The sequence below is a fragment of the Pseudoalteromonas sp. S408 genome, from assembly GCF_005886645.1.
Lineage (GTDB): Bacteria > Pseudomonadota > Gammaproteobacteria > Enterobacterales > Alteromonadaceae > Pseudoalteromonas.
The window spans coordinates 259,356-279,432 of sequence record NZ_PNDY01000001.1 but is presented as its reverse complement, the minus strand read 5'-3'; the positions used below and the strand labels follow the sequence as shown (position 1 = coordinate 279,432).

Annotated in this window: 21 protein-coding genes and 1 tRNA gene; 13 read left to right on the top strand and 9 right to left on the bottom strand. The window is 38.8% G+C overall.

Going from position 1 to position 20,077, the window contains the following annotated elements; translation table 11 throughout:
• Positions 1-48 precede the first annotated feature (48 nt).
• The 10 genes from CWB62_RS01425 to CWB62_RS01380 all read left to right on the top strand — a co-directional run bounded on the left by CWB62_RS01425 (position 49) and on the right by CWB62_RS01380 (position 7,337).
• Complete coding sequence (locus tag CWB62_RS01425) at positions 49-858, top strand: sulfite exporter TauE/SafE family protein (RefSeq protein WP_058550923.1); 810 nt, start codon at positions 49-51, stop codon at positions 856-858.
• Positions 859-870: 12 nt separating this feature from the next.
• Positions 871-1,674, top strand: a complete 804-nt coding sequence (gene lgt / locus CWB62_RS01420; RefSeq protein ID WP_138528797.1) for a prolipoprotein diacylglyceryl transferase — start codon at positions 871-873, stop codon at positions 1,672-1,674.
• 7 nt (positions 1,675-1,681) lie between these two features.
• Positions 1,682-2,533: a thymidylate synthase gene (locus CWB62_RS01415; protein WP_138528794.1), complete on the top strand. Its 852-nt coding sequence runs from the start codon at positions 1,682-1,684 to the stop codon at positions 2,531-2,533.
• Between the two features lie 21 nt (positions 2,534-2,554).
• Entirely contained in the window at positions 2,555-3,433 is an 879-nt protein-coding gene (galU, locus tag CWB62_RS01410) for a UTP--glucose-1-phosphate uridylyltransferase GalU (RefSeq protein WP_138528792.1), read from the top strand.
• A 339-nt stretch (positions 3,434-3,772) separates the two neighbouring features.
• Positions 3,773-4,462 carry an SPOR domain-containing protein gene (locus CWB62_RS01405; protein ID WP_138528790.1) on the top strand — a complete coding sequence of 230 codons (690 nt, stop codon included), beginning with the start codon at positions 3,773-3,775 and terminating at the stop codon, positions 4,460-4,462.
• A gap of 77 nt (positions 4,463-4,539) precedes the next feature.
• A complete protein-coding gene (locus CWB62_RS01400; protein ID WP_138528788.1) occupies positions 4,540-5,139 on the top strand; it encodes an SPOR domain-containing protein in 600 nt (199 codons plus the stop codon).
• Positions 5,140-5,187: 48 nt separating this feature from the next.
• Positions 5,188-5,781 (top strand): FlgO family outer membrane protein, encoded by a 594-nt coding sequence (locus tag CWB62_RS01395; protein WP_138528786.1) that lies wholly within the window; start codon positions 5,188-5,190, stop codon positions 5,779-5,781.
• Between the two features lie 13 nt (positions 5,782-5,794).
• Positions 5,795-6,487 (top strand): FlgO family outer membrane protein, encoded by a 693-nt coding sequence (locus CWB62_RS01390; RefSeq protein ID WP_138528784.1) that lies wholly within the window; start codon positions 5,795-5,797, stop codon positions 6,485-6,487.
• Between the two features lie 7 nt (positions 6,488-6,494).
• Positions 6,495-7,187 carry a FlgO family outer membrane protein gene (locus tag CWB62_RS01385; RefSeq protein ID WP_138528782.1) on the top strand — a complete coding sequence of 231 codons (693 nt, stop codon included), beginning with the start codon at positions 6,495-6,497 and terminating at the stop codon, positions 7,185-7,187.
• 75 nt (positions 7,188-7,262) lie between these two features.
• Positions 7,263-7,337 (top strand) — tRNA-Arg (locus tag CWB62_RS01380).
• Between the two features lie 159 nt (positions 7,338-7,496).
• Here the strand turns inward: CWB62_RS01380 and CWB62_RS01375 are convergent.
• The 5 genes from CWB62_RS01375 to CWB62_RS01355 all read right to left on the bottom strand — a co-directional run bounded on the left by CWB62_RS01375 (position 7,497) and on the right by CWB62_RS01355 (position 14,172).
• Entirely contained in the window at positions 7,497-10,133 is a 2,637-nt protein-coding gene (locus tag CWB62_RS01375; RefSeq protein WP_138528780.1) for an HD domain-containing protein, read from the bottom strand.
• Positions 10,134-10,425: 292 nt separating this feature from the next.
• Complete coding sequence (locus CWB62_RS01370; RefSeq protein WP_138528778.1) at positions 10,426-10,617, bottom strand: hypothetical protein; 192 nt, start codon at positions 10,615-10,617, stop codon at positions 10,426-10,428.
• A 246-nt stretch (positions 10,618-10,863) separates the two neighbouring features.
• Positions 10,864-11,796, bottom strand: a complete 933-nt coding sequence (locus CWB62_RS01365; protein ID WP_138528776.1) for a DHH family phosphoesterase — start codon at positions 11,794-11,796, stop codon at positions 10,864-10,866.
• A 145-nt stretch (positions 11,797-11,941) separates the two neighbouring features.
• Positions 11,942-13,390 (bottom strand): dihydrolipoyl dehydrogenase, encoded by a 1,449-nt coding sequence (locus CWB62_RS01360; RefSeq protein ID WP_138528774.1) that lies wholly within the window; start codon positions 13,388-13,390, stop codon positions 11,942-11,944.
• 53 nt (positions 13,391-13,443) lie between these two features.
• Entirely contained in the window at positions 13,444-14,172 is a 729-nt protein-coding gene (locus CWB62_RS01355) for a glutathione peroxidase (RefSeq protein WP_010555882.1), read from the bottom strand.
• Between the two features lie 111 nt (positions 14,173-14,283).
• On the opposite strand from CWB62_RS01355, the gene CWB62_RS01350 reads away from it, so the two are divergent.
• Positions 14,284-15,183: a LysR substrate-binding domain-containing protein gene (locus tag CWB62_RS01350; protein WP_138528772.1), complete on the top strand. Its 900-nt coding sequence runs from the start codon at positions 14,284-14,286 to the stop codon at positions 15,181-15,183.
• On the opposite strand, the gene CWB62_RS01345 is transcribed toward CWB62_RS01350, so the two are convergent.
• Positions 15,180-16,373 (bottom strand): flagellar assembly protein FlgT, encoded by a 1,194-nt coding sequence (locus CWB62_RS01345; protein ID WP_058403543.1) that lies wholly within the window; start codon positions 16,371-16,373, stop codon positions 15,180-15,182. The genes CWB62_RS01350 and CWB62_RS01345 overlap by 4 nt on opposite strands.
• Before the next feature lie 139 nt (positions 16,374-16,512).
• Here CWB62_RS01345 and CWB62_RS01340 point away from each other — a divergent pair, with 139 nt between their 5' ends.
• Positions 16,513-16,971: an LPP20 family lipoprotein gene (locus CWB62_RS01340; protein ID WP_058550958.1), complete on the top strand. Its 459-nt coding sequence runs from the start codon at positions 16,513-16,515 to the stop codon at positions 16,969-16,971.
• A gap of 483 nt (positions 16,972-17,454) precedes the next feature.
• Here CWB62_RS01340 and flgN read toward each other — a convergent pair whose 3' ends face one another.
• From flgN to flgA, 3 genes are all read right to left on the bottom strand, one after another.
• Positions 17,455-17,886 carry a flagellar protein FlgN gene (gene flgN / locus CWB62_RS01335; RefSeq protein WP_058403566.1) on the bottom strand — a complete coding sequence of 144 codons (432 nt, stop codon included), beginning with the start codon at positions 17,884-17,886 and terminating at the stop codon, positions 17,455-17,457.
• A complete protein-coding gene (gene flgM / locus CWB62_RS01330; protein ID WP_058403541.1) occupies positions 17,879-18,199 on the bottom strand; it encodes a flagellar biosynthesis anti-sigma factor FlgM in 321 nt (106 codons plus the stop codon). The genes flgN and flgM overlap by 8 nt, the downstream gene beginning before the upstream one ends.
• A 75-nt stretch (positions 18,200-18,274) precedes the next feature.
• A complete protein-coding gene (gene flgA, locus CWB62_RS01325; protein ID WP_138528770.1) occupies positions 18,275-18,982 on the bottom strand; it encodes a flagellar basal body P-ring formation chaperone FlgA in 708 nt (235 codons plus the stop codon).
• A 142-nt stretch (positions 18,983-19,124) separates the two neighbouring features.
• On the opposite strand from flgA, the gene CWB62_RS01320 reads away from it, so the two are divergent.
• A complete protein-coding gene (locus CWB62_RS01320; RefSeq protein ID WP_058403539.1) occupies positions 19,125-20,057 on the top strand; it encodes a chemotaxis protein CheV in 933 nt (310 codons plus the stop codon).
• The last annotated feature ends 20 nt before the right edge of the window (positions 20,058-20,077 follow it).

Here is a 20,077-nt window from a genome sequence, read left to right as displayed (position 1 = left end):
TTTATAATCCTTTACCATATAAGCCTTCAAAAGGCATTTGAGATAACTATGTATGACTTAGGTTTGTTGGTCGCATGTTGCGCACTACTAGGCTGTATTGTCGGTTTTTTAGCAGGATTATTAGGTATTGGCGGTGGGTTAATAATTGTGCCTGCACTGAGCACATTGCTGATTTTATTCAATGTTACATCTGCAGAACATGTTGTGGTTATTTCGATTGCGACCTCTTTGGCCTCTATTTTATTTACTTCTACGTCTTCAGCATTGGCTCATCATAAAAATGATAATGTGCCTTGGCATGTTGCACCTTGGGTTATGACAGGTGTAGCAATAGGGGCTTTAATTAGTGGGTTTGCAGCAAGCTTAATACCAGAGCAGTTACTACGCAGTGTATTTGCAGTGAGTGTTGTATTTATTGCAGCCAGAATGGCGCTATCATCACGTAATAAACCCTCATCAACTAAGTCGCTCCCACCAGGGCCTATTTTAGGGTGTATTTCCGCTATTATGGGCGGTTTATCAGGGTTGATTGGGATTGGTGGTGGAGCGTTAATTGTACCTATGCTCAATTACTTCTCCATTGATATAAGAAAAGCCATTGGGTGTGCTGCCGTCTCGGGCATTGTAATCGCTTTATTTGGCTCTATTGGCTACATTAGTGCGGGTTGGAAGGTGACCGACTTAGCACATGGTTTTGCAGGGTTTGTATATTTACCTGCTTTATTTGGTATTGTTATTACATCGTGGTTTGTGGCGCCTTACGGGGCTAAAGCAACTCATTATTTACCTGTTAATACAATAAAGAAAGTTTTCGCGGTACTGCTTGTTGTTATCGCAATTAAAATGGTTTTTAGCTAAAGGTTTATTTTTATGGCACTTGAGTTTCCTCAAATCGATCCAATTATTTTTTCGATTGGACCACTGAGCGTACGTTGGTACGGATTGATGTATTTAATTGGTTTTGCATTTGCGATGTGGTTTGCAAATCGTCAAGCGGCAAAGCCTAATTCTGGCTGGACCAAAGAGCAGGTAAGCGATCTATTATTTTATGGCATGCTAGGGGTAATACTTGGTGGTCGTATCGGCTATGTATTGTTTTACCAATTTAGTTATTTTTTAGAAAATCCGCTGTATTTATTCCGCATCGATCAGGGCGGCATGTCGTTTCATGGTGGTACGCTAGGTGTAATTGCATCCGTTGCCATTTTTTCGTGGACACGTAAAAAATCACTTCTACAAGTTGGCGATTTTGTAGCGCCACTAGTGCCAGTGGGATTATTAGCAGGGCGCATAGGTAACTTTATAAATGGCGAACTATGGGGGCGTGTATCAGACGTTCCTTGGGCTATGGTATTTCCAACCGGTGGGCCGCTTGCTCGCCACCCGTCGCAGTTATACGAAGCCTTTTTTGAAGGGCTTGTTTTATTTTTAATTATGCTATGGTTTATTAAAAGACCACGCCCAGCTGGCAGTGTTGGCGGCGTATTTTTACTAGGTTACGGGGTGTTTAGGTTTGGTATTGAATACTTCCGCCAACCAGACGCGCAACTAGGCTTATTTGCCGACTTTATCTCTATGGGTCAAATACTGTCACTCCCTATGATTATAGGTGGTTTAGGTTTATTAATTTGGGCGTATAAAAACCCGCAGCAAATAAAAGCAGCAAAGGCATAATAAAAGCATGAAACAATATTTAAAATTATGTCAGCGTATCGTTGACGAAGGTCAATGGGTAGAAAACAAACGCACAGGCACACGTTGCTTAACGGTTATAAACGCCGATTTAGAGTACGATGTAGCAAACAATCAGTTTCCTATGATCACCACGCGTAAAAGTTACTATAAAGCGGCCATTGCAGAGTTGCTTGGTTATTTACGAGGCTACGATAGTGCAGAGCAGTTTCGTAATATTGGCTGTAAAACCTGGGATGCTAATGCCAACGATAACCAAGCCTGGCTTAATAATCCAAACCGTAAAGGTGAAGATGACATGGGGCGCGTTTACGGCGTTCAAGGGCGAGGTTGGCAACGCCCTGATGGTTCAACACTCGATCAGCTGGCAAAAGTAATTAACAATTTAAAAAATGGCATTGATGATCGCGGTGAAATAATTACGTTTTATAACCCAGGTGAATTTGAACTGGGTTGTCTAAGACCTTGTATGCATACACATACGTTTTCACTATTAGGTGATACGCTTTACTTAACATCTTATCAGCGTAGTTGTGATGTACCTCTAGGGTTGAATTTTAATCAAATTCAATGCTTTGTGTTGCTTGCTTTGGTCGCTCAAATTACCGGTCATAAACCGGGTAAGGCATATCATAAAATAGCTAATGCTCATATTTACGAAAATCAGCTTGAGTTAATGCGCGACGTACAGCTTAAACGCGAACCATTTGAATCGCCTAAGCTTACAATTAATCCAAAGATTAAGTCACTAGAAGACATAGAAACCTGGGTTACCCGAGACGACTTTGAAGTAACTGGCTATCAATGTCACGACGCAATTCAATATCCATTTTCAGTATAATAACCGATTAAGGAAAACAACATGAAAGCAGTGATCCCAGTAGCGGGCCTTGGTACACGCATGCTACCAGCCACTAAAGCAATTCCTAAAGAGATGCTTCCTGTAGTAGACCGTCCTTTAATACAATATGTAGTTAACGAAGCGGTATGTGCAGGCATAAAAGAAATTGTACTTGTAACGCACTCAAGTAAAAACTCTATCGAAAACCATTTTGATACCAGCTTTGAATTAGAGGCAACGCTTGAAAAGCGTGTTAAGCGGCAATTACTTGCCGAAGTACAAGCCATTTGCCCTAAAGACGTAACAATAATTCACGTACGCCAAGGTGAAGCAAAAGGGCTAGGTCATGCCATTAACTGTGCAGCCCCAATTATTGGTAACGAACCATTTGTGGTTATTTTACCCGATGTGATCATAGACGACGTTGAAAGCGATCTTAAAAAAGACAACCTCGCCGAGATGATCGCTCATTTTGAACAAACAAAACACAGCCAAATTATGGTAGAGCCTGTACCAATGCAGGAAGTTGATAAGTTTGGAGTAGTGGATTTAGGTGGTACCGAAATAGCGCAAGGTGAAAGCTCACCTATTGTTAACATGGTAGAAAAGCCACCGGTTGACGAGGCACCTTCAAACCTAGCCGTGGTTGGGCGTTATGTGTTGAGTGAAAATATTTGGCCGCTACTTGCAAAAACTCCACAGGGTGCTGGCGATGAAATTCAGCTTACCGATGCTATCGCCATGCTTATGCAAAGTGAAAAAGTAGATGCGTACGCAATGAAAGGCCGAAGCCACGATTGTGGTAGTAAAATTGGTTATTTAAAAGCAACCATTGAGTTTGCACTTCGTCGTGATGAATTTGCCGATGAGCTAAAAACATTTATTAAAACACTCATATAACCGTTTACATTAAATCAGCAAAAGGCGCCTAATTAGGCGCCTTTTTTATTGTTTTTTGCATAATTTGTTTTTTTAATGTAAAAATTAGAATAGTTTTGATTACTTTACAGACATAATGTAATTTATGTTGTAATGTTTATTTTAAGTGGCATTAAAATTGTATTGAAAAGTGTTCTCATGGAGGAGTCAAAAAAACATAAGCCTATTGAATTAAATACGTTTATGTACATAAAGGGCTAGGGTATGGCTCGAAAACTTAAAGTAAGGTTAAACGCTTTCTAAAGAGGATGTTTAACTGAAATGTAAGTGTGATTACACTGCTTTCAGGACAGCGAATAAATGTTAATAAATAATAAAAACATAACAGGATTACTTTTAAGCCTGCTGATACTGCTATTTGGTACAGCATGCTCGATTACACCTGAAGTAAAATCAGTCCCCACACCTGAAAAGCAAACCAATTCGCCCGAGTATGTACCTATTACTGCATTAGAGCTTGCTCAGTTAAAAGATGCAGCATTGCAATGGCAGCAAGCCAGAGCAGGTATAGAGCGTATTTTAAAGCTAGAAAAAGAAATTACCTACCTTGTTAATCACATAGATATTATTAACAGTAAAGCAATAGCTCAGTCTAATCAGCCTACAAGCAACTCGTACAGCACGCGAACAATTCACAATCAGCAAGCTGCAAGGTCACGTAGCCAAAGTGTTAACCAATACAGAAACAAAAAGCAGACAGTTAAGCTTAATACACCAAGGCATATTTTTGCTTTGCAAGTAGCATCGGTTGATTCAGAAAAAGACATAGCAAAAGCGTGGAAAGAGCTAAATACCAAAGCAGCACCTCTATTCAGAAAAAAAATACTAACCAATGTTGAAACCGCAAAAATAAATAAAAAAACGTTTTATAGGCTTAAACTAGGGTCGTACCAAAATCTAAAAAATGCCAAAGCAGACTGTGAAGTATTTAAAGTATACAAGCTCGACTGCATAGTCAGTAACTACACAGATAAACCAGTAAAGCTGTAGTTAAAATAGAAACTTGCTAAAAAATTATTTATCCATAAAATACCTCACCATAGTCAAAAGGGTGGTAGGTAAAAAGTATGGTTATTAAAAAGGAATTTATTAATACATTATTTTGTATTGGGTTTTTGTTGTACCTAACTGCGTGCAGTTCACCAAAAAAAGTACAACCAAATTTAGCGACATCAAATACCGTTCTTATTTCAAATACTGACTTACAAGCACTTAAGCAATCGGCTAAAGAGTGGAAAACAGTTGAGCCCAAAGTTAACGATTTGCTTGAATTAGAAGGCCAGCTTTCAAAGCTGACTACTCGCTTAAAAGCCATTGACGAAACCAATGTGGCTCAGGAAAACACAGCTTTAACCCCTCTTGCTACAGAAAGTATTTTAAAAAGTGATCAGGCTTTTTTTGCTATTCAGGTAGCAGCATTTAATAGTGAAGCTAAATTAAATACCGAACTGGCTAATTTAAAACGTAAAATACCCGCGTTTTTTAACACTAATTTAGCGGTCAATATTGAAACTAAAGTAATAAAAACCAATACATTTTATCGTTTAAAGTTAGGCGCATACAAAACAAGTAAACAGGCAATAACCGATTGCAAAGCATTAAAACAGCAAAAAGTGAGTTGTTTTGTTACCTATTACACCCAGCAAAAACCACAACCAACCCTCTAGGCATAATAATTGCTTAGTCTCTTGTATGATCACAAGAGGATGGCAACTATGCGCCTTTTACTACCCTTATTACTAATTAACTTGGCCGGGTGCAGTTTAATTCCTGAACCCGAGCCGAGTGTGAGCACGTATGCCCCAAAAGCAGCGATGGCGCCTTTTACAGTAAGTGACTACGTGCACAACTTAACTGTGCAATTAAGTCATTTAAAGGGCCCATTAAGCAACAATACTCGCATAGGGGTTAGTAGCTTTTACTTTGCAGATGCGCTCGATTCTAAGCTAATGACGCAACAAGCGTCGGGCTTAAGCCAACAAATACAAGAAAGTATACTCACTAAAATGACGCAAATGGGTTATCACACGGTCGAATACCGCTTAGCTAATAATCTACACTTATCTCATAACGCCGATAGTGCTTTAACGCGTAATTTAGAACAGCTACGAGAACGCCAAAATATTGACCTTATAATTACAGGCACCGTCACACGCCAACAGCATGCATACATTGTCAATGCGCGCATGGTTAACATTAGCAACAAACAAGTTTTATCTGCTGGCACTACCGAGATCCCAATAAATGTAATGTGGGGTAATGAAAAAATTCAGCAGCGCGATGGTTTACTTTATCGCAGTGAATATTAACGAGGAGCACACAATGAGAAACTTATTAATCACGCTATGTTTGCCATTAGGGTTTGGCTGTTCGCAAATAACGAACACAACTAGCACCGACTCAGCGGTTGCGCAAAGTAACCAAGCACCGCTGCTGGCTTCAAGCCAACGTAAAGTAAGTGCTCCGGTTAATCATGATAATGTGTTTCAGTCGGGGTTAGCTCAGCAAACCAGCTACACTAAATCGACGCCGCCAATGCATAAAAATATAAATCACTATGTGCGCGGAATAATGCAAGACATGGTCGAAAACTTACAATACGTTAATGACAAAACACCGCTAGCGGTATCAAGCTTTGTATTTTTAGACGACGATTACAGTAATGGCAGTTTATTAGGGAATCAAATTGCAGAAAGCTTTATGCACGAGCTCCATAATTTTGGTGTACCGGTCATTGATTTTAAAACCACCGATTATGTTCGTGTAACGCAAACCGGCGACTTTGTATTTAGCCGCGACTACCTAGAGCTCGACCCAGAGCAAAACTTTCAATACGTATTGGCTGGCACATTAGTAAGCCATCAAGGCGGAGTTTTAGTAAATGCACGAATTGTTGGCTTAACCAGTAAGGCTGTTGTTGGTTCGGCGCAAGGGTTTTTACCGCAATCAGTGATTGATGCGTTAAATGGCAACTACCGTACCGATGGCATTATGCTAAAACAAGCGAGTAAGTGAGGTGAGTATGCGCTTTACATTAAACACCAATTTACACACGCTTTTGCTAGCAGGGGTAGTCGTTGCTCTATCTGGTTGCTCACTAACACACCAGCATGTGCATGATTCAAATACACACACAGCAACGCAAGCAAATAACGACTACATGCTAAATGGTGATTACGATGAACAAACACACAACCAAACTGTGCAGCTAGATAATGATTACGATGCGTCAAAACCTTTTAAGCCACTAAAGCATCATAAAACGCTTGTTAATTACGTAGAGCAAATGGCATTAGACTTAGTTGACACACTCGAGTACGACGCAGAGGCCGATACACAGGTTAATATTGCTGTAAGCACATTGGTAAACCTTGACTCTTCACTCAATAAAAGTAACCAGTTGGGTAACCAAATATCAGAAACACTTATTCATCAACTACAAAAGTTTGGTTACAGTGTGGTTGATTTTAAAACCACCAACACAATAGACGTAAACAGACGTGGTGACTTTGTGTTTTCGCGAAATATTAAAAAGCTAAGTGAAGAGCACATGGCAAGCCATGTATTAGCAGGCACTTTAATTTACAGACAAAATGGCGTAGTGATAAATACACGCGTTATAAATGTTAACACCAAACAGATTGTGGCCAGCAGCCGAGAGCTTATTCCGCATTATGTACTAAGTAAAGAAGACATATATTTATCAAGTAATTAACTCAAACTCCCATTGATTTAAACCTTGATATTAAAAATCAGATGCCGTTATAATTTAACCCTAGCACACCGCTGTGGCCTCTTAGTTAAATGGATATAACGGCCCCCTCCTAAGGGGCAGTTGCAAGTTCGATTCTTGCAGGGGCTACCAATAAAATCAATGAGTTATGCTTTATCACGTCTGCTTTTCAATTTCTGTGTAGCACATATGAAGCGCCAGTGCTTATTTGTTATTTGCACAAGTTGCGTAGAACTTTATCAAAATATGTAATGATTAAGTTCTACTTATACTTGTAATTTAATGGCATTACTATTTAGTTAATGATTCTCTTTCGAAAATATAAGCAGTGTCTCGTAACTCTTTGTCCTCAGATGTCGTAGCAATTTTAACTTTATTTCCATATGGGTTATTAAGTTCATTACTTAAAAAATCCAAAATTTTCTCAATTGGCACGTCCCACTTTTCTGCAATTATATCGCATACAAATCCTATATTTGTAAGTTCATACGCGAATCTTTTTCTTTTAATACTTTTAAGAAAAAACTTTTCATGACCTAGTAGCTCAGGAATCCTCAAAAAATCTATAAAAATTAAGTCTTCTTCATAATTTATAGATATAAAATTATCAGCATCATGACGAAGAAATGATCCAGTACATACGATTAATTTATTGGTTTTTTCAACTATAACGCCTAAATCATCGTAATTTAAGTAACTAGTAGGTGTTCTGGCTATTGGTAAGTTCTTTGGTGAACCCTTCAGTATCCTTACTACATGAGAAAGTTCAAATTGAGAACTCTCATCAAAAATTGAAGGTAACAACTCCGCTTGTTCTGTGACCCAATCCTTGAAGTCATCTTCAGTAGCTAATGTATTTCCTTTATCCCTAGCTGCGTTTGTATTTTTACCAACTAAAAATCCACAAATATTAGATGTGTGATATTCAGTCAAACCATTTACTACGATACAGCCTCTGAAGACAGGGATATTTTCATCCTTTCTAAACCAATGATCCTTTGATAAAAAAATCCGACCAAGGGTTTCTTTGTTAGAATTTTTTAAAACTCTAACATTTGCCGCAATTTTATTCTTATGGGTTAATAGTTGCTCTGAAGTAGATAATTGTTCTTTTTTACTGACTTGCAAAACTAAATCGATAAAATCATTGTTGTTACATTTTAGCCAGTTATTGGCAGGTACTTCTTTAGTGTTTTTATTTTTATCAATTATCTTTAATTGGACATCTAGCGCGGGAGCGACTCCCATACAAACGTCTTCAATAGTTATTTCCATTTCATCATGAGTTTTAAATAGGGATTCATTGACTGTTTTAGTATCAAATTCTATTTTTATTCTAGTCCCTCCATCAATTAAAAATTCGTCTCTGGCTGCCTTTCTGATTATAGGCCTAGTTTGAAGTCCATTTTTAAACTCTATTACATATGTTTTGTCTTGTGCGTCAGAAAATTTTCTAGTAGTTATAGTGACAGCGTCACCCAACATGAATATAGAAAAAAAACCAATACCATACTTTCCTGTGTGGTTTACATTAGATGCAACTAATCCAGGATGTTCCTCTTGCATTAACTCTGAGTCCCAATAGCTGCTACCAAATTCAAAAAGATAATTTTTGATTACATCTAATGACATACCAAGCCCATTATCTTCTACCTCTAGAGAAGAGTTTTCTTCACTTTCGGATTGCTTGATTGTTATGAGACCCCATTCATGATCTCTTGATTCCACTAGCCTACGTGCTCTTATAGCATCAGAAGAATTTTGTATTAACTCTCTGATTGGAACATGTAGCTTTCTTCCGTATAACTCCTCTCCACCTAAAGATCTAATTATTTTTGGTAAATCACCAATATGAATAAATGCATCAATAGGTGACCAATCTTCTGTCTGAATATAAGAAGCTAGCCTTTCTGGGGATTCAACGGCAAAAACTCTCTTTGCTTTGAATCGAGGTAGATGTTTGTCAGCTAACAAGGCATCAGTTTGGCGTAACTCTTTGTCTATCATTTTTAATGCGTCATAACATAGCCACCAAGCAGAAGCTTCTGAGGCAGGAAACGAATATCCACTGGAATAATTTAGGCTATCCTCTGTTAAGTATGGCTTTTGAAGTTTTTCTTGGAAGCTCCAATGGGCATCTGATGTTGGATTTAAGTTTCTTAAAGATCTTAAAAATGATGGGGCTCTTCTTGAGTCAATATGAGATGCATCTGAAACTCTTAAAATACATGCTATTTTTAAAGGGTCTATAGTCCATTCTCTAGGGCACCACCCTAATGCACCTAATGGGCGGGAAAACTCAGATTCTACTTTCGCCAAATCCCACCAATGACTATGTGCAATTTTTCCAATTGTGCGACCTACACTCATCCGAATTTCTGAGTCATCGATGAGAAATACTTCTTCACCTGTAGACTTTTGTAGCCATTTTGTAGTTATTAACTTCTCAGCGGTACTCGCGTGTTTTTTCCTTAAAACAGTCGCTAAAGCGAATTCCTTTGCATCATTATCAATAGCTTCTCTAGTTGCAGATTCTGGAGTTATTTTACCTCTTTGTTTATACCAAAGATGAACTGTATCTTTCCATATTTCTGTTTTCTCTAATTCCTTAAAACCATCAGGGTATGCACTAAATGACATCGCTACATCGTGCAATAAAAAAGCTCCTCCTAGAATAAATCCTTCTGCAGGATTTAGTTCGTACGAGTCACCGCATATACAATCAGCCATTTCCCATAATGCATCTATATGGGTAATATCATGAACTGTGAATTCAGGTAGGCTTCGTGAAATTTCAGAGGCTAGTAGCTCAACCTTACTTCTAAAGCTGTAAAAAACTTCTCTGAGTTTATCAATTGATTCTTGGTTTGTATCGCCAGTTTTACCTAAAGTTTTTTTCCATAATTTCGATTGTTTATAATCGTTCATTTTTTCTTCCCTTGAATATTTAATAGTATGTACTGAAACGAATAATGTCAGGAGACATCTATTTATACAATAACTTAATCTTTAAAGTTATTCTTAGGATAAATACAAAAATACTTTCAGTACAGTTATTTACAGAACTCCAAGTAAGACCCTTTTTGCCATTCTGGCAAATGGTAAGCTAAAGGCTGTTTATAGATGTGAGATGGTATTTAACTGCAATTCCATTTAAAAGAGATAGCTTTAGCTCTTTTTAGATAATAGGGAGCTTTAGCTAACTCGTTTCAGCTTTAGGTTATGCCTTTTCTACCTTCCATGAATAATGCCTTGTGATAATAGCTTTACCAGCGAACCACAAGCCTTTTACTTTGAGTATGAGTTCACCATCATAATAGCTTTGTAAGCACTCGCCCGTTTCTTCAACGATGTTTAAATCGGTGTGTAATTTGATAGGTCGATCTTTTTGTTTTGTGTGTAAACCGCCCATAGCGAGTAGGTAGCTTTTCCAATCGCTGTTTTAGGAGCCGAGGGTCAAATCTTGACTTCAGACATCAGAACTTTTGACTGACAGTTTCTCTCAAACTTGCTCTTAAAAACCTAAAATAATAATAACTATTGAGTTGAAGCTTTAGTAAAGCAGTTATTTTTATAGCTAAAAATTTATAACTACACATAAAAAAGCGAGTAAATATAAACTTACTCGCTTTACAATTTAATAGCTGATAATTAGTAATTAACCATCATTGGTAATTTTATCAATTAATTCACTTAGTACTGTTTCAGCTTGGCTGGTTTCTACTTGGCAGGTGCCTGCATTTAAGTGTCCGCCGCCTCCGTATTTAAGGCATAACTCACCTACGTTTGTATTTGAGCTGCGGTTAGTAATTGACTTACCAATTGCATACACTACGTTTTGCTTTTTAAGCCCCCACATTTTATGAATTGAAATATTGCAGTCGGGGTACATGGCGTAAATTACAAAGCGGTTGGTGGCGTAAATGGTTTCTTCTTGGGTTAGATCTAGCACTACTAGGTTTTTATGTACTGTTGCACATTGTGTTATTTGTGCTTTTGCTTTTTCGTTGTGTTCGTTATACAGCGCTACTCGCTCGGCTACATCTTCCATTTTTAATATGTCGTCAATGCTTTGATCTTTACAGGCATCAATTAGCTTCATCATTAGTTGGTAGTTTGAAATTTTAAATTCGCGGAAGCGGCCCAAGCCTGTGCGGGCATCCATTATAAAGTTCATTAACACCCAGTCGGTTGGATTGAGTATTTCGTCTTTTGAAAACTGTGCCGCATCGCCTTTGTCTACAGCGTCCATCATGTCTATTGAAATATTAGGAAATTTTTCAGCGCCACCGTAGTAGTCGTATACTACACGCGCAGCAGAAGGCGCTTTAGGATCAATAACGTGATTTTTAATGTCGCTTGCGTTACGAACGGTTTCACTTAGGTGGTGGTCAAATGCTATGTGACAACCCGCTACATAGGGGAGGTTAGTAGTAATATCGTTAGCGGTAATGTCTATTTTTCCATCTTGCATGTCTTTTGGGTGAACAAACAAAATATCGTCAATTAGATCTAAATCTTTAAGTAGTACGGCACATACAAGGCCATCAAAATCGCTACGGGTGACTAGTCTAAATTTATTATTGGGCATAGCTATTCCATCTTTTTAATTAAATTACGTATTGAGTGTAACAGCTAAACTATTTTTTGAGATACCAGTGCTTAAAAATTATATAAATAAAAAAGCCAAAACAGACGTTTTGGCTTTTTGATAGCAAGTGTTTATTTTTTGTAAGTTATGCGCCTGGGCCACATTCCATACAGTGGTTAATGATATCTGGGCCAAACTTAAGCTTGGCGTTTAAATCGCGAAGTGCGGTGCGTAAACCCTCTTCTATAACCGGGTGGTAATAAGGCATATTAAGCATTTGTGGTACGGTCATTTTGTTTTGTACTGCCCATGCAAGTAGGTGTGCTATGTGCTCTGCTTGTGGGCCAATAAATTCTGCGCCTAAAAATAAGCCGGTGCCTTGCTCTGCGTATACACGCATGTGGCCCTTATTTTTTAGCATTACACGGCTCCTGCCTTGATTTTCAAAGCTTACTTCGCCTACTTCAAAACAGCCACATGAACCTAAACGGTCTGTTATTTGGGTAAAGCTTTCACCTACCATGGCTATTTGTGGGTCGCTGAATACTGCGGCAATTTTGGCCCTGCGTAGGCCAATGCGTACATCTGGAAAACGCCCTGCATTTTGCCCTGCAATGGTTCCCTGATCAGACGCCTCGTGAAGTAGCGGGATCATGTTGCTGGCATCGCCGGCTATGAATATGTTTGATTCGCCACATTGCATAGTATGCGGATCGGCATGCGGTACACCGCGCTCGTCAAGCTCTATGCCTGTATTTTCGAGGCCTAGTTTGTCAACATTGGGGACTCGGCCTGTTGCAGCAAGTACATAGTCAAACTGTTCAGTGTGTTTTTCACCTTGTTTGTCGGTGTATGTAAGCTGTGCTTTGTCGCCCACTTGCATCATGTCTGATACGTTTGAGTCGGTATCAACAAAAAATTCTTTTGCAAAAACAGTATTTGCATAGTCTTTTACTACGGGGTCGGTGAGGGGGCCAATAGCACCACCAACGCCAAATAATTTTACATTAACGCCTAAGCGACTAAGTGCTTGACCTATTTCAAGGCCAATTACGCCCGGGCCAAATACGGCAACAGATTCTGGTAGGTCGTCCCAATCGAATACGTCGTCGTTAATGATTAATTTGTCACCAAAATTATTAAATACACCAGGATATGAAGGGCGAGAGCCTGTGGCTATAACAAAACGCTTGGCTGTAATAATAGTATGGTCATCAATTTGTACACGGTTGGCATCTAAAAATTTAGCGTAACCTTTAATTTTGTCTTCGTCTGGAAGTTCATCTACGGCTTCAACTACGAATCCTGCAAAACGATCGCGTTCACTTTTAACGCGTGACATAACTGCTTTGCCGTCTATTACAGGCTTTGAGCTATGCACACCAAATGCAGATGCCATTTCGATAGAGTGCGCAGCTTCTGCTGCAGCTATCAATAATTTACTCGGCATGCAGCCAACGCGTGCGCAGGTTGTGCCATAGGGACCTGATTCGATCATAAGTACGTTAGGGGTAAACTGTTTGGCGTTTCGGTATGCACTGAGTCCTGCGGTACCTGCGCCAATAACTACTACGTCGGTTTGCAATTGTTTCATCGTCTTTTTCCTTTAGTAAATAGGGGCGCTTGGCCCCTATTTAAAATTACTTATTAAGCAAAGTATTTTTCTAGGTCGTCTGAGCCACCAATGTGTTTTCCACCAATAAATACTTGTGGAACGGTGTCGCGGCCAGAGATTGCTTTGAGGCTTGTTAATGATGCACCTGCACCCATAACAATCTCTTCATAGGCAAATCCTTTTTCTGTAAGAAGCTCTTTTGCTTTTTTACAGAATGGACAACCAGGTTTAGTGAAAACGCTCACTGGCTCTGGTTTAGCTTGTTTAGGGTTGATGTAATCAAGCATTGTGTCAGCGTCAGACACTTCAAACGGGTCGCCTGGTAGATCTGGTTCGATGAACATTTTTTCAATTACGCCATCTTTTACCAGCATAGAGTATCTCCAGCTGCGCTTACCAAAGCCTAAATCGTTTTTGTCTACTAACATGCCCATGCCGTCTGTAAACTCGCCGTTGCCGTCTGGTAGTAAAGTAATGTTTTGCGCTTCTTGGTGTTCAGCCCATGCATTCATTACGAATGTATCGTTTACTGATAAACACACAATTTCGTCTACGCCATTTTGTTTAAATACGCCAGCTAACTCGTTGTAGCGAGGAAGGTGAGTAGATGAACATGTTGGGGTAAATGCGCCTGGCAGTGAAAATACAGCGACTGTTCTGCCTTTAAAAATTTCGTCTGTTGTTACCGATTTCCATTCGTCGTTTTGACGTGTTGCAAATGTAACGTTAGGGATTGTTTGACCTTCAATATTCTTTAACATGGTTTAGTTCCTCTTGATTTGTTGAAGCCATTATGGAGAAAATTTAAATATAGTTCTAATCGTTTGTTTGTATTAAACTGATAGTCAAAAGCTATCAGGTTGGAGCTGAACATGAACTTAAAAGATTTTGAATACGTTAAAGCTATAGCGCAACATAAACATTTTCGTAAAGCAGCCGATGCGTGCTTTGTTAGCCAGCCAACACTGAGTGGGCAGGTTAAAAAGCTTGAGCAAACCTTGGGTGTTTCTTTATTTGACCGCTCAACTAAACAAGTTACCCTAACGGCTAAAGGAGCACGTTTACTAGCGCAAATAGAGGTTATTTTAGAGCAAACCCAAATACTCAAAGAGCTTGCTTCTACCTCTAACGACCCATTACAAGGTAAGTTAACAATTGGTATTATTCCAACTATCGCACCGTATTTATTGCCTACGTTGTTAACTTCGATGAAAGAGGCGTTTGTAGACAGCCAATTTTCGTTTATCGAAATGCAAACAGCGACCATATTAGATGCGCTTAATAATGGTGAGCTTGATTTTGCAATTTTAGCCGACGTACCAGAACTTAAGCACTACCATACTATCCCACTTTATAAAGAAGACTTTTTAGTTGCTGTTTCACAAGACAACGCGTTGGCTAAGCATAAAAAAGTAGCGCTAAGCGATCTTCAAGGATGCAGCTTATTAATGTTAAGTGATGGTCATTGTTTTAAAGATCAAGCCCAAAAGTTTTGTTTTTCAGCAGGGGTTGATGTGTCTAATCAATATAAAGGCAATAGCCTAGAAACGTTACTTGCATTAGTGGCGATGGATGATGGGGTTACTTTTGTGCCAAAGTTAGCTTGTACAAAGCGAACAGGCATTGATTATATGCCTATATTTCCCAACCAACAGCGTAATGTTGTATTTGCATGCAGAAAGCATTATCCGCATTTGGCAGGGGTTGAGCAATTAGGTGAGTGGTTGTCGGCTCACCCTAATTTAAAAACACAGCTTGATAAAAAACTTTAGAGTTCTTGGCTTATTACTTCAACTACATCGTTGATTTGTACGCCGGGCAAAGGTTGGTCGTCAATGCTAACTGCAACCGCAGTTTGTTGATATAACTGCTCTACGCGTATTTTATTAAGTGTTGTAGTGGTATGAGGCATTACATTACCTGCAGCATCAGTTAGGTAGTTATGGTGTGCAATACTTAGCATTTGTCCTTTTTTTAGGCCATGTGCTTTACCTAAGTTAATCACTATTTTGCTGTTTTCCATATGCATTATTTTACCTTGTGTTGGAAAACAGGCTAGCACAGCTTGTAAATCATAACTCAAGGTTTGATTTATATCTTGTATGCTTTGGCCGTAAGGCGATTGCCAAAATCTATCACTGTTTACATCAATAATAGCGGTTTTTTCAAACGGCCAAATACCTTGGCCTTGATAGCTATTAGTCCAAAGTTGCTCGTAGGTTGTGCCATTAAAAAGGCTAAACTCTATTTTGTAATTGCGTTGGTAGCTGTCGTCCTGCCAAAAAGCATAATCGCTATTGAGTTTATCGCTTGTTGATAGGTCTGTAATTTGGCTAAGTAACACGTACTGAGCGTTAGTACGGGATGCTATTTCTTCTAACTGTATTTTTGAATAGTCGTACTGTTGTGAAAAGTAATTATCTACATTTACAGGCATGTTGTAATAAGCAACGGGTAGGGCGCTCATTTTTGATTTTTGTAAGGTGGTGAATATTCGCTTGCTAATTGCTTTGTTTACGTCAAATATTTGACCCATTCTGGCTTGCTCTCGATGAGCTAGCTGACTTTGTGTTACGGCAACAAATTTGTTAAAGCTGCTTTGCGGGCATTGCTCTGTTTGCGCAAATATATCTAAACGCAGGGTAATGGCAAATTTATCGTCGTATTTATTTTCACTTACAAGCTCAATTTTTTGAATTTCGCCATGGCTACTAATTTTTAACTGATCTTGCATTAACACGCCGTCTACCAAGGTTTGTACAGAGCTGACACGTGCCCCAGAAAAAACCAGCGCTTGAGTGATGGCATCTTTTATAGCTGCTGATTTGGCCGTGCTTATGTCGTCGTTTTGAATAAGTGCATGCCCGGTAGATTCATACCACTGCGCATTTGTAAAAGCCGAAAACGTAAATAACGCAGTTGCGCTTAGTCCTGCAAATGCCTTTAATAAAAACGATTTCATACTTTTACTCCAAATATACGTTAGCTTTATTATCAAAGCAGCAAGGACTGTACCAATGTTGTTTATCGACGAAGATAACACTATTAATGGCATTAAATGTGCATAAATCAAAATAATTAATATATTAGGGCATAAAACTATGCGAGCAATTTCATTACTGATCACATTAGGGTGTTTAACTTTAAGTGGATGCAGCAGCGTGTTTGATAAGCACGTAGAATACAAATACGTTGAACCTAATAATTACCCCGTGTTAAAAGCGGTAGGTTACGCGCCTATTAGTTTACAAAAAGGAGCGAGTGCTTCTCAAAAACAGCTTATGGCTATCAAAGCCTCTAAGCTAGAAGCCTACCGAGAGCTCACTGAACAAGTTTATGGGCAAAAGGTGACCGCAGGTATGAGTGTTGAAAACGCAGTAGCAAAAGACGATTACTTACAAAGCAAAGTGCAAGGCGTAATTAAAGGTGCGCAAATTATTAAAACTTATGCGGTAGACGATACTTATGTTACGGAGCTTGAACTCAATATGAAGCGTGTGCACGACCTATATATTGGTGAAATAAAACCACGTGAAGTTAAAAAAGTGACTTATTACTAAGACCTGTTGATTTTTGCGGATTAAAACTTTTCAAACTAGAGGTTATTTAGCCACTGCACGAGATATGTAAGCTAGTAGGATAACTGCTCCTGCGTTATTCTACTGGCTATATCAATTAGCTTAATTAAGTCATCTATTTTAAAGCTATTAACGCGTTTTGCCCCGCAAAATGATTAAGTATTATTGAGGATTGGTATTACATCCATGTAGGCAATAAAGAGTAAATAACCTCTAGATATACCCCTTCGAGCAGCGACTGCTGACTATTAATGCTGCGTTATCGTCAATTTATTGGGAGTCCCACACTATGTGGGCTCCGCCTTACATAAAACCCAAACAAGCTGCTGAAAATTAACCCACCAGAGTACAACACGCACTAATGTAGTTGATTTACATTTGCTAAGTAATTTTGAGATTCTATATATTAAACAACAGGTAGGTAATGTTTTAAAGGCGGCGCTATTAAGCTGAATAGTTTCTGATTTAAGCTTTTAAGTTTCGCACCAGTTGGCCGTTAGTGTTAACTTCACCGCCAGACTGGTTGTATGTAGTGGATGACGGGGCTCCAATTAAAATACTTTTTAATTGTTTAACGCTTAGCTGAGCTTGATGCGCTGCATGTGCGTTTACTTCATTTTGTTTTTGGCATTTCTCTAACTTACTACGAACTTGAGAAATAAGCTCTGGGAGCTCTTCTGATTGTTCGTCGTTTTTAGCAAGTAACTTATTAAGCTCTTGGTCGAGGGTATTTAGCTTGGTTAATAAAGACATTTTTTGTTGGGTAATTTCTTTTAAACCTTCACCTCTTCTTGAGGCAATAGCTGTTAGCTCGTCGTTTAATAAAACATCGAGAGAGTCTAAACACTTATCTTGCTCGTTTAGCTTAACAATAATTAAGCTATTATGATCAGCCATATACATCAAACTCAAAGTCAGCTAGATTTTTTGCAAGCTTTTCACTGTCAATTTGATACTTACCTTCAGTGATTGCTTTTTTAAGCTCAGCAACTTTGTCACTATCAAACCCAGACGACTGTTGTGCTTTTTCTTGCAAAGTTTTTAACTGCTGTGCTTGTGGTGTTAAGCTCACAGAATCGCTGGCAGCTTTAGGTGTAGCCGATTGAGCCGCTTGTGTATTTGCATTATCTCTTTGCAAATCAACCTTTTGTTGTTTAGCGTTAGCTAAAGCGCTTGGTTGTTGATTACCTGAATTGACTTGATTAACCATAATAAAAATCCATAATTTACCCAACTAATACCAGTATATCGGCATATCTTTAGTAAACTTTAATATTATTTTTAATTAAATATTTACTTGTACAGACTCTACACCATCTACACGCGCATTTAAAACTTTACCTGTTTTTTTGTTCTCTACACGTATTTGATCGCCCAATGTACCATCTTCAAGCGCAACGCCAGTTGTTTTTATTCGTAACCCTTTGATACTTGCATAAATGTTAATTGCATCACCTTTGCACACCATGCATATCTGATTCAGCAATATTGGCATACCTTCGCGAATGTTGCGTTTACTTCTGCTTCCAATAAGTACTTTTGGTTCGTCTAGATATTGTACTCTTACAAAGTGTGTTGGTTTCATTTCAATGGTTAGATGATCGCTGGTTATTACTTCACCCCGCGCAATATTATCAGTAGTAACAACAACTGGCGCCATTTTTTGCACCTTAATATGAACGTATTGCGCCCAGCTTTGCAGATCGTCGCATTTAATTTGTATTGTAATTTGCCTGTTAAACGGGGGTTCACTCGATGAAATAATAGTAGGTGTTGTTGAACAAGCACGATCGGGTATGCGGCTGTCCAACGGTAATGCACTAAGTTGTATTTGCTTACTGTCGCGTTCTCCAATTTGTTCAGCGATGTAATTTACAGCCATTTCTTGTAGTAATGCTTTACTAAATACCTGAGCAGATACAGGGAATGCAAAACCTAGGCTAGCAACAAAATAAAAAACACTGTATCTTTTGATTTTTTTTAACAAACTCATAATGTTTCGACTATGCTTATGGTTTCAAACAGGGTATAAATATTTTGCGTCAAAATTAAGACGCACCCACGATGTTGTGTAGCTTTGTATATATAGGAAGCAATTATCGTTCCGTATTATTTGTTTTCTAAAGGAGATTTTAATGGCAGGCATTTTAGACTCAGTAAACCAGCGTACTCAGCTGGTTGGCCAGAACCGCCTAGAATTACTATTATTTAAACTCAGAGGGCGCCAGCGTTTTGGGATCAATGTATTTAAGGTAAGAGAAGTTCTTCAATGTCCTCCGCTTACTAGTATGCCAAAGTCGAACACTTACATTCGTGGTGTTGCACATATTCGTGGACAAACTATTTCGGTTATTGATTTATCAATGGCTGTAGGTGGACGCCCAATAGACAATATTCAAGACAGCTTTATTATTATCGCCGAATACAATCGCTCTGTGCAGGGCTTTTTAGTTGGTGGTGTAGAACGTATTGTTAATATGAACTGGGAAAAAATAATGCCGCCGCCATCGGGTGCGGGTCGTTATTCTTACTTGACTGCTGTTACAGAAATTGAAAACGAACTTGTTGAAATACTCGACGTTGAAAAAATCCTAAATGAAATTTGCCCTGTTAACACCGAAGTAAGCGCAGAAGTTGCTGAAAGTGGCGATATTCAGAAAGACTTGGGTGAGCGAATAGTATTTATAGCTGATGATAGTGCGGTTGCACGTAATCAGGTAAAACGTGCGCTAGAGCCGCTTGGTGTGCAAACGGAACTTGCCAAAAATGGTAAAGAAGCACTCGTAAGACTCAAAGAAATTGCCGAGCTTGATTGCCAAACCGATATTACAGAACGTGTGGCGCTGCTTATATCTGATGTTGAAATGCCTGAAATGGATGGCTATACACTAACGGCAGAAATAAAAGCAGACCCTAAACTTGCACCTTTACATGTTATTTTGCATACGTCACTCAGTGGTGTATTTAACCAAGCAATGATTGAAAAGGTAGGGGCAGACGATTTTATTGCTAAATTTAACCCAGATGAATTAGCCACTGCGGTTAAAAAATGGGTTCATTGTGAATAATCAAAACAGGTGCTACTAAT

Coding starts and splice junctions, on each gene's coding strand:
- CWB62_RS01425 (WP_058550923.1), top strand. CDS start 49: ATGTATGACTTAGGTTTGTTGGTCGCATGTTGCGCACTACTAGGCTGT.
- lgt (WP_138528797.1), top strand. CDS start 871: ATGGCACTTGAGTTTCCTCAAATCGATCCAATTATTTTTTCGATTGGA.
- CWB62_RS01415 (WP_138528794.1), top strand. CDS start 1,682: ATGAAACAATATTTAAAATTATGTCAGCGTATCGTTGACGAAGGTCAA.
- galU (WP_138528792.1), top strand. CDS start 2,555: ATGAAAGCAGTGATCCCAGTAGCGGGCCTTGGTACACGCATGCTACCA.
- CWB62_RS01405 (WP_138528790.1), top strand. CDS start 3,773: ATGTTAATAAATAATAAAAACATAACAGGATTACTTTTAAGCCTGCTG.
- CWB62_RS01400 (WP_138528788.1), top strand. CDS start 4,540: ATGGTTATTAAAAAGGAATTTATTAATACATTATTTTGTATTGGGTTT.
- CWB62_RS01395 (WP_138528786.1), top strand. CDS start 5,188: ATGCGCCTTTTACTACCCTTATTACTAATTAACTTGGCCGGGTGCAGT.
- CWB62_RS01390 (WP_138528784.1), top strand. CDS start 5,795: ATGAGAAACTTATTAATCACGCTATGTTTGCCATTAGGGTTTGGCTGT.
- CWB62_RS01385 (WP_138528782.1), top strand. CDS start 6,495: ATGCGCTTTACATTAAACACCAATTTACACACGCTTTTGCTAGCAGGG.
- CWB62_RS01375 (WP_138528780.1), bottom strand. CDS start 10,133: ATGAACGATTATAAACAATCGAAATTATGGAAAAAAACTTTAGGTAAA.
- CWB62_RS01370 (WP_138528778.1), bottom strand. CDS start 10,617: ATGGGCGGTTTACACACAAAACAAAAAGATCGACCTATCAAATTACAC.
- CWB62_RS01365 (WP_138528776.1), bottom strand. CDS start 11,796: ATGCCCAATAATAAATTTAGACTAGTCACCCGTAGCGATTTTGATGGC.
- CWB62_RS01360 (WP_138528774.1), bottom strand. CDS start 13,390: ATGAAACAATTGCAAACCGACGTAGTAGTTATTGGCGCAGGTACCGCA.
- CWB62_RS01355 (WP_010555882.1), bottom strand. CDS start 14,172: ATGTTAAAGAATATTGAAGGTCAAACAATCCCTAACGTTACATTTGCA.
- CWB62_RS01350 (WP_138528772.1), top strand. CDS start 14,284: ATGAACTTAAAAGATTTTGAATACGTTAAAGCTATAGCGCAACATAAA.
- CWB62_RS01345 (WP_058403543.1), bottom strand. CDS start 16,373: ATGAAATCGTTTTTATTAAAGGCATTTGCAGGACTAAGCGCAACTGCG.
- CWB62_RS01340 (WP_058550958.1), top strand. CDS start 16,513: ATGCGAGCAATTTCATTACTGATCACATTAGGGTGTTTAACTTTAAGT.
- flgN (WP_058403566.1), bottom strand. CDS start 17,886: ATGGCTGATCATAATAGCTTAATTATTGTTAAGCTAAACGAGCAAGAT.
- flgM (WP_058403541.1), bottom strand. CDS start 18,199: ATGGTTAATCAAGTCAATTCAGGTAATCAACAACCAAGCGCTTTAGCT.
- flgA (WP_138528770.1), bottom strand. CDS start 18,982: ATGAGTTTGTTAAAAAAAATCAAAAGATACAGTGTTTTTTATTTTGTT.
- CWB62_RS01320 (WP_058403539.1), top strand. CDS start 19,125: ATGGCAGGCATTTTAGACTCAGTAAACCAGCGTACTCAGCTGGTTGGC.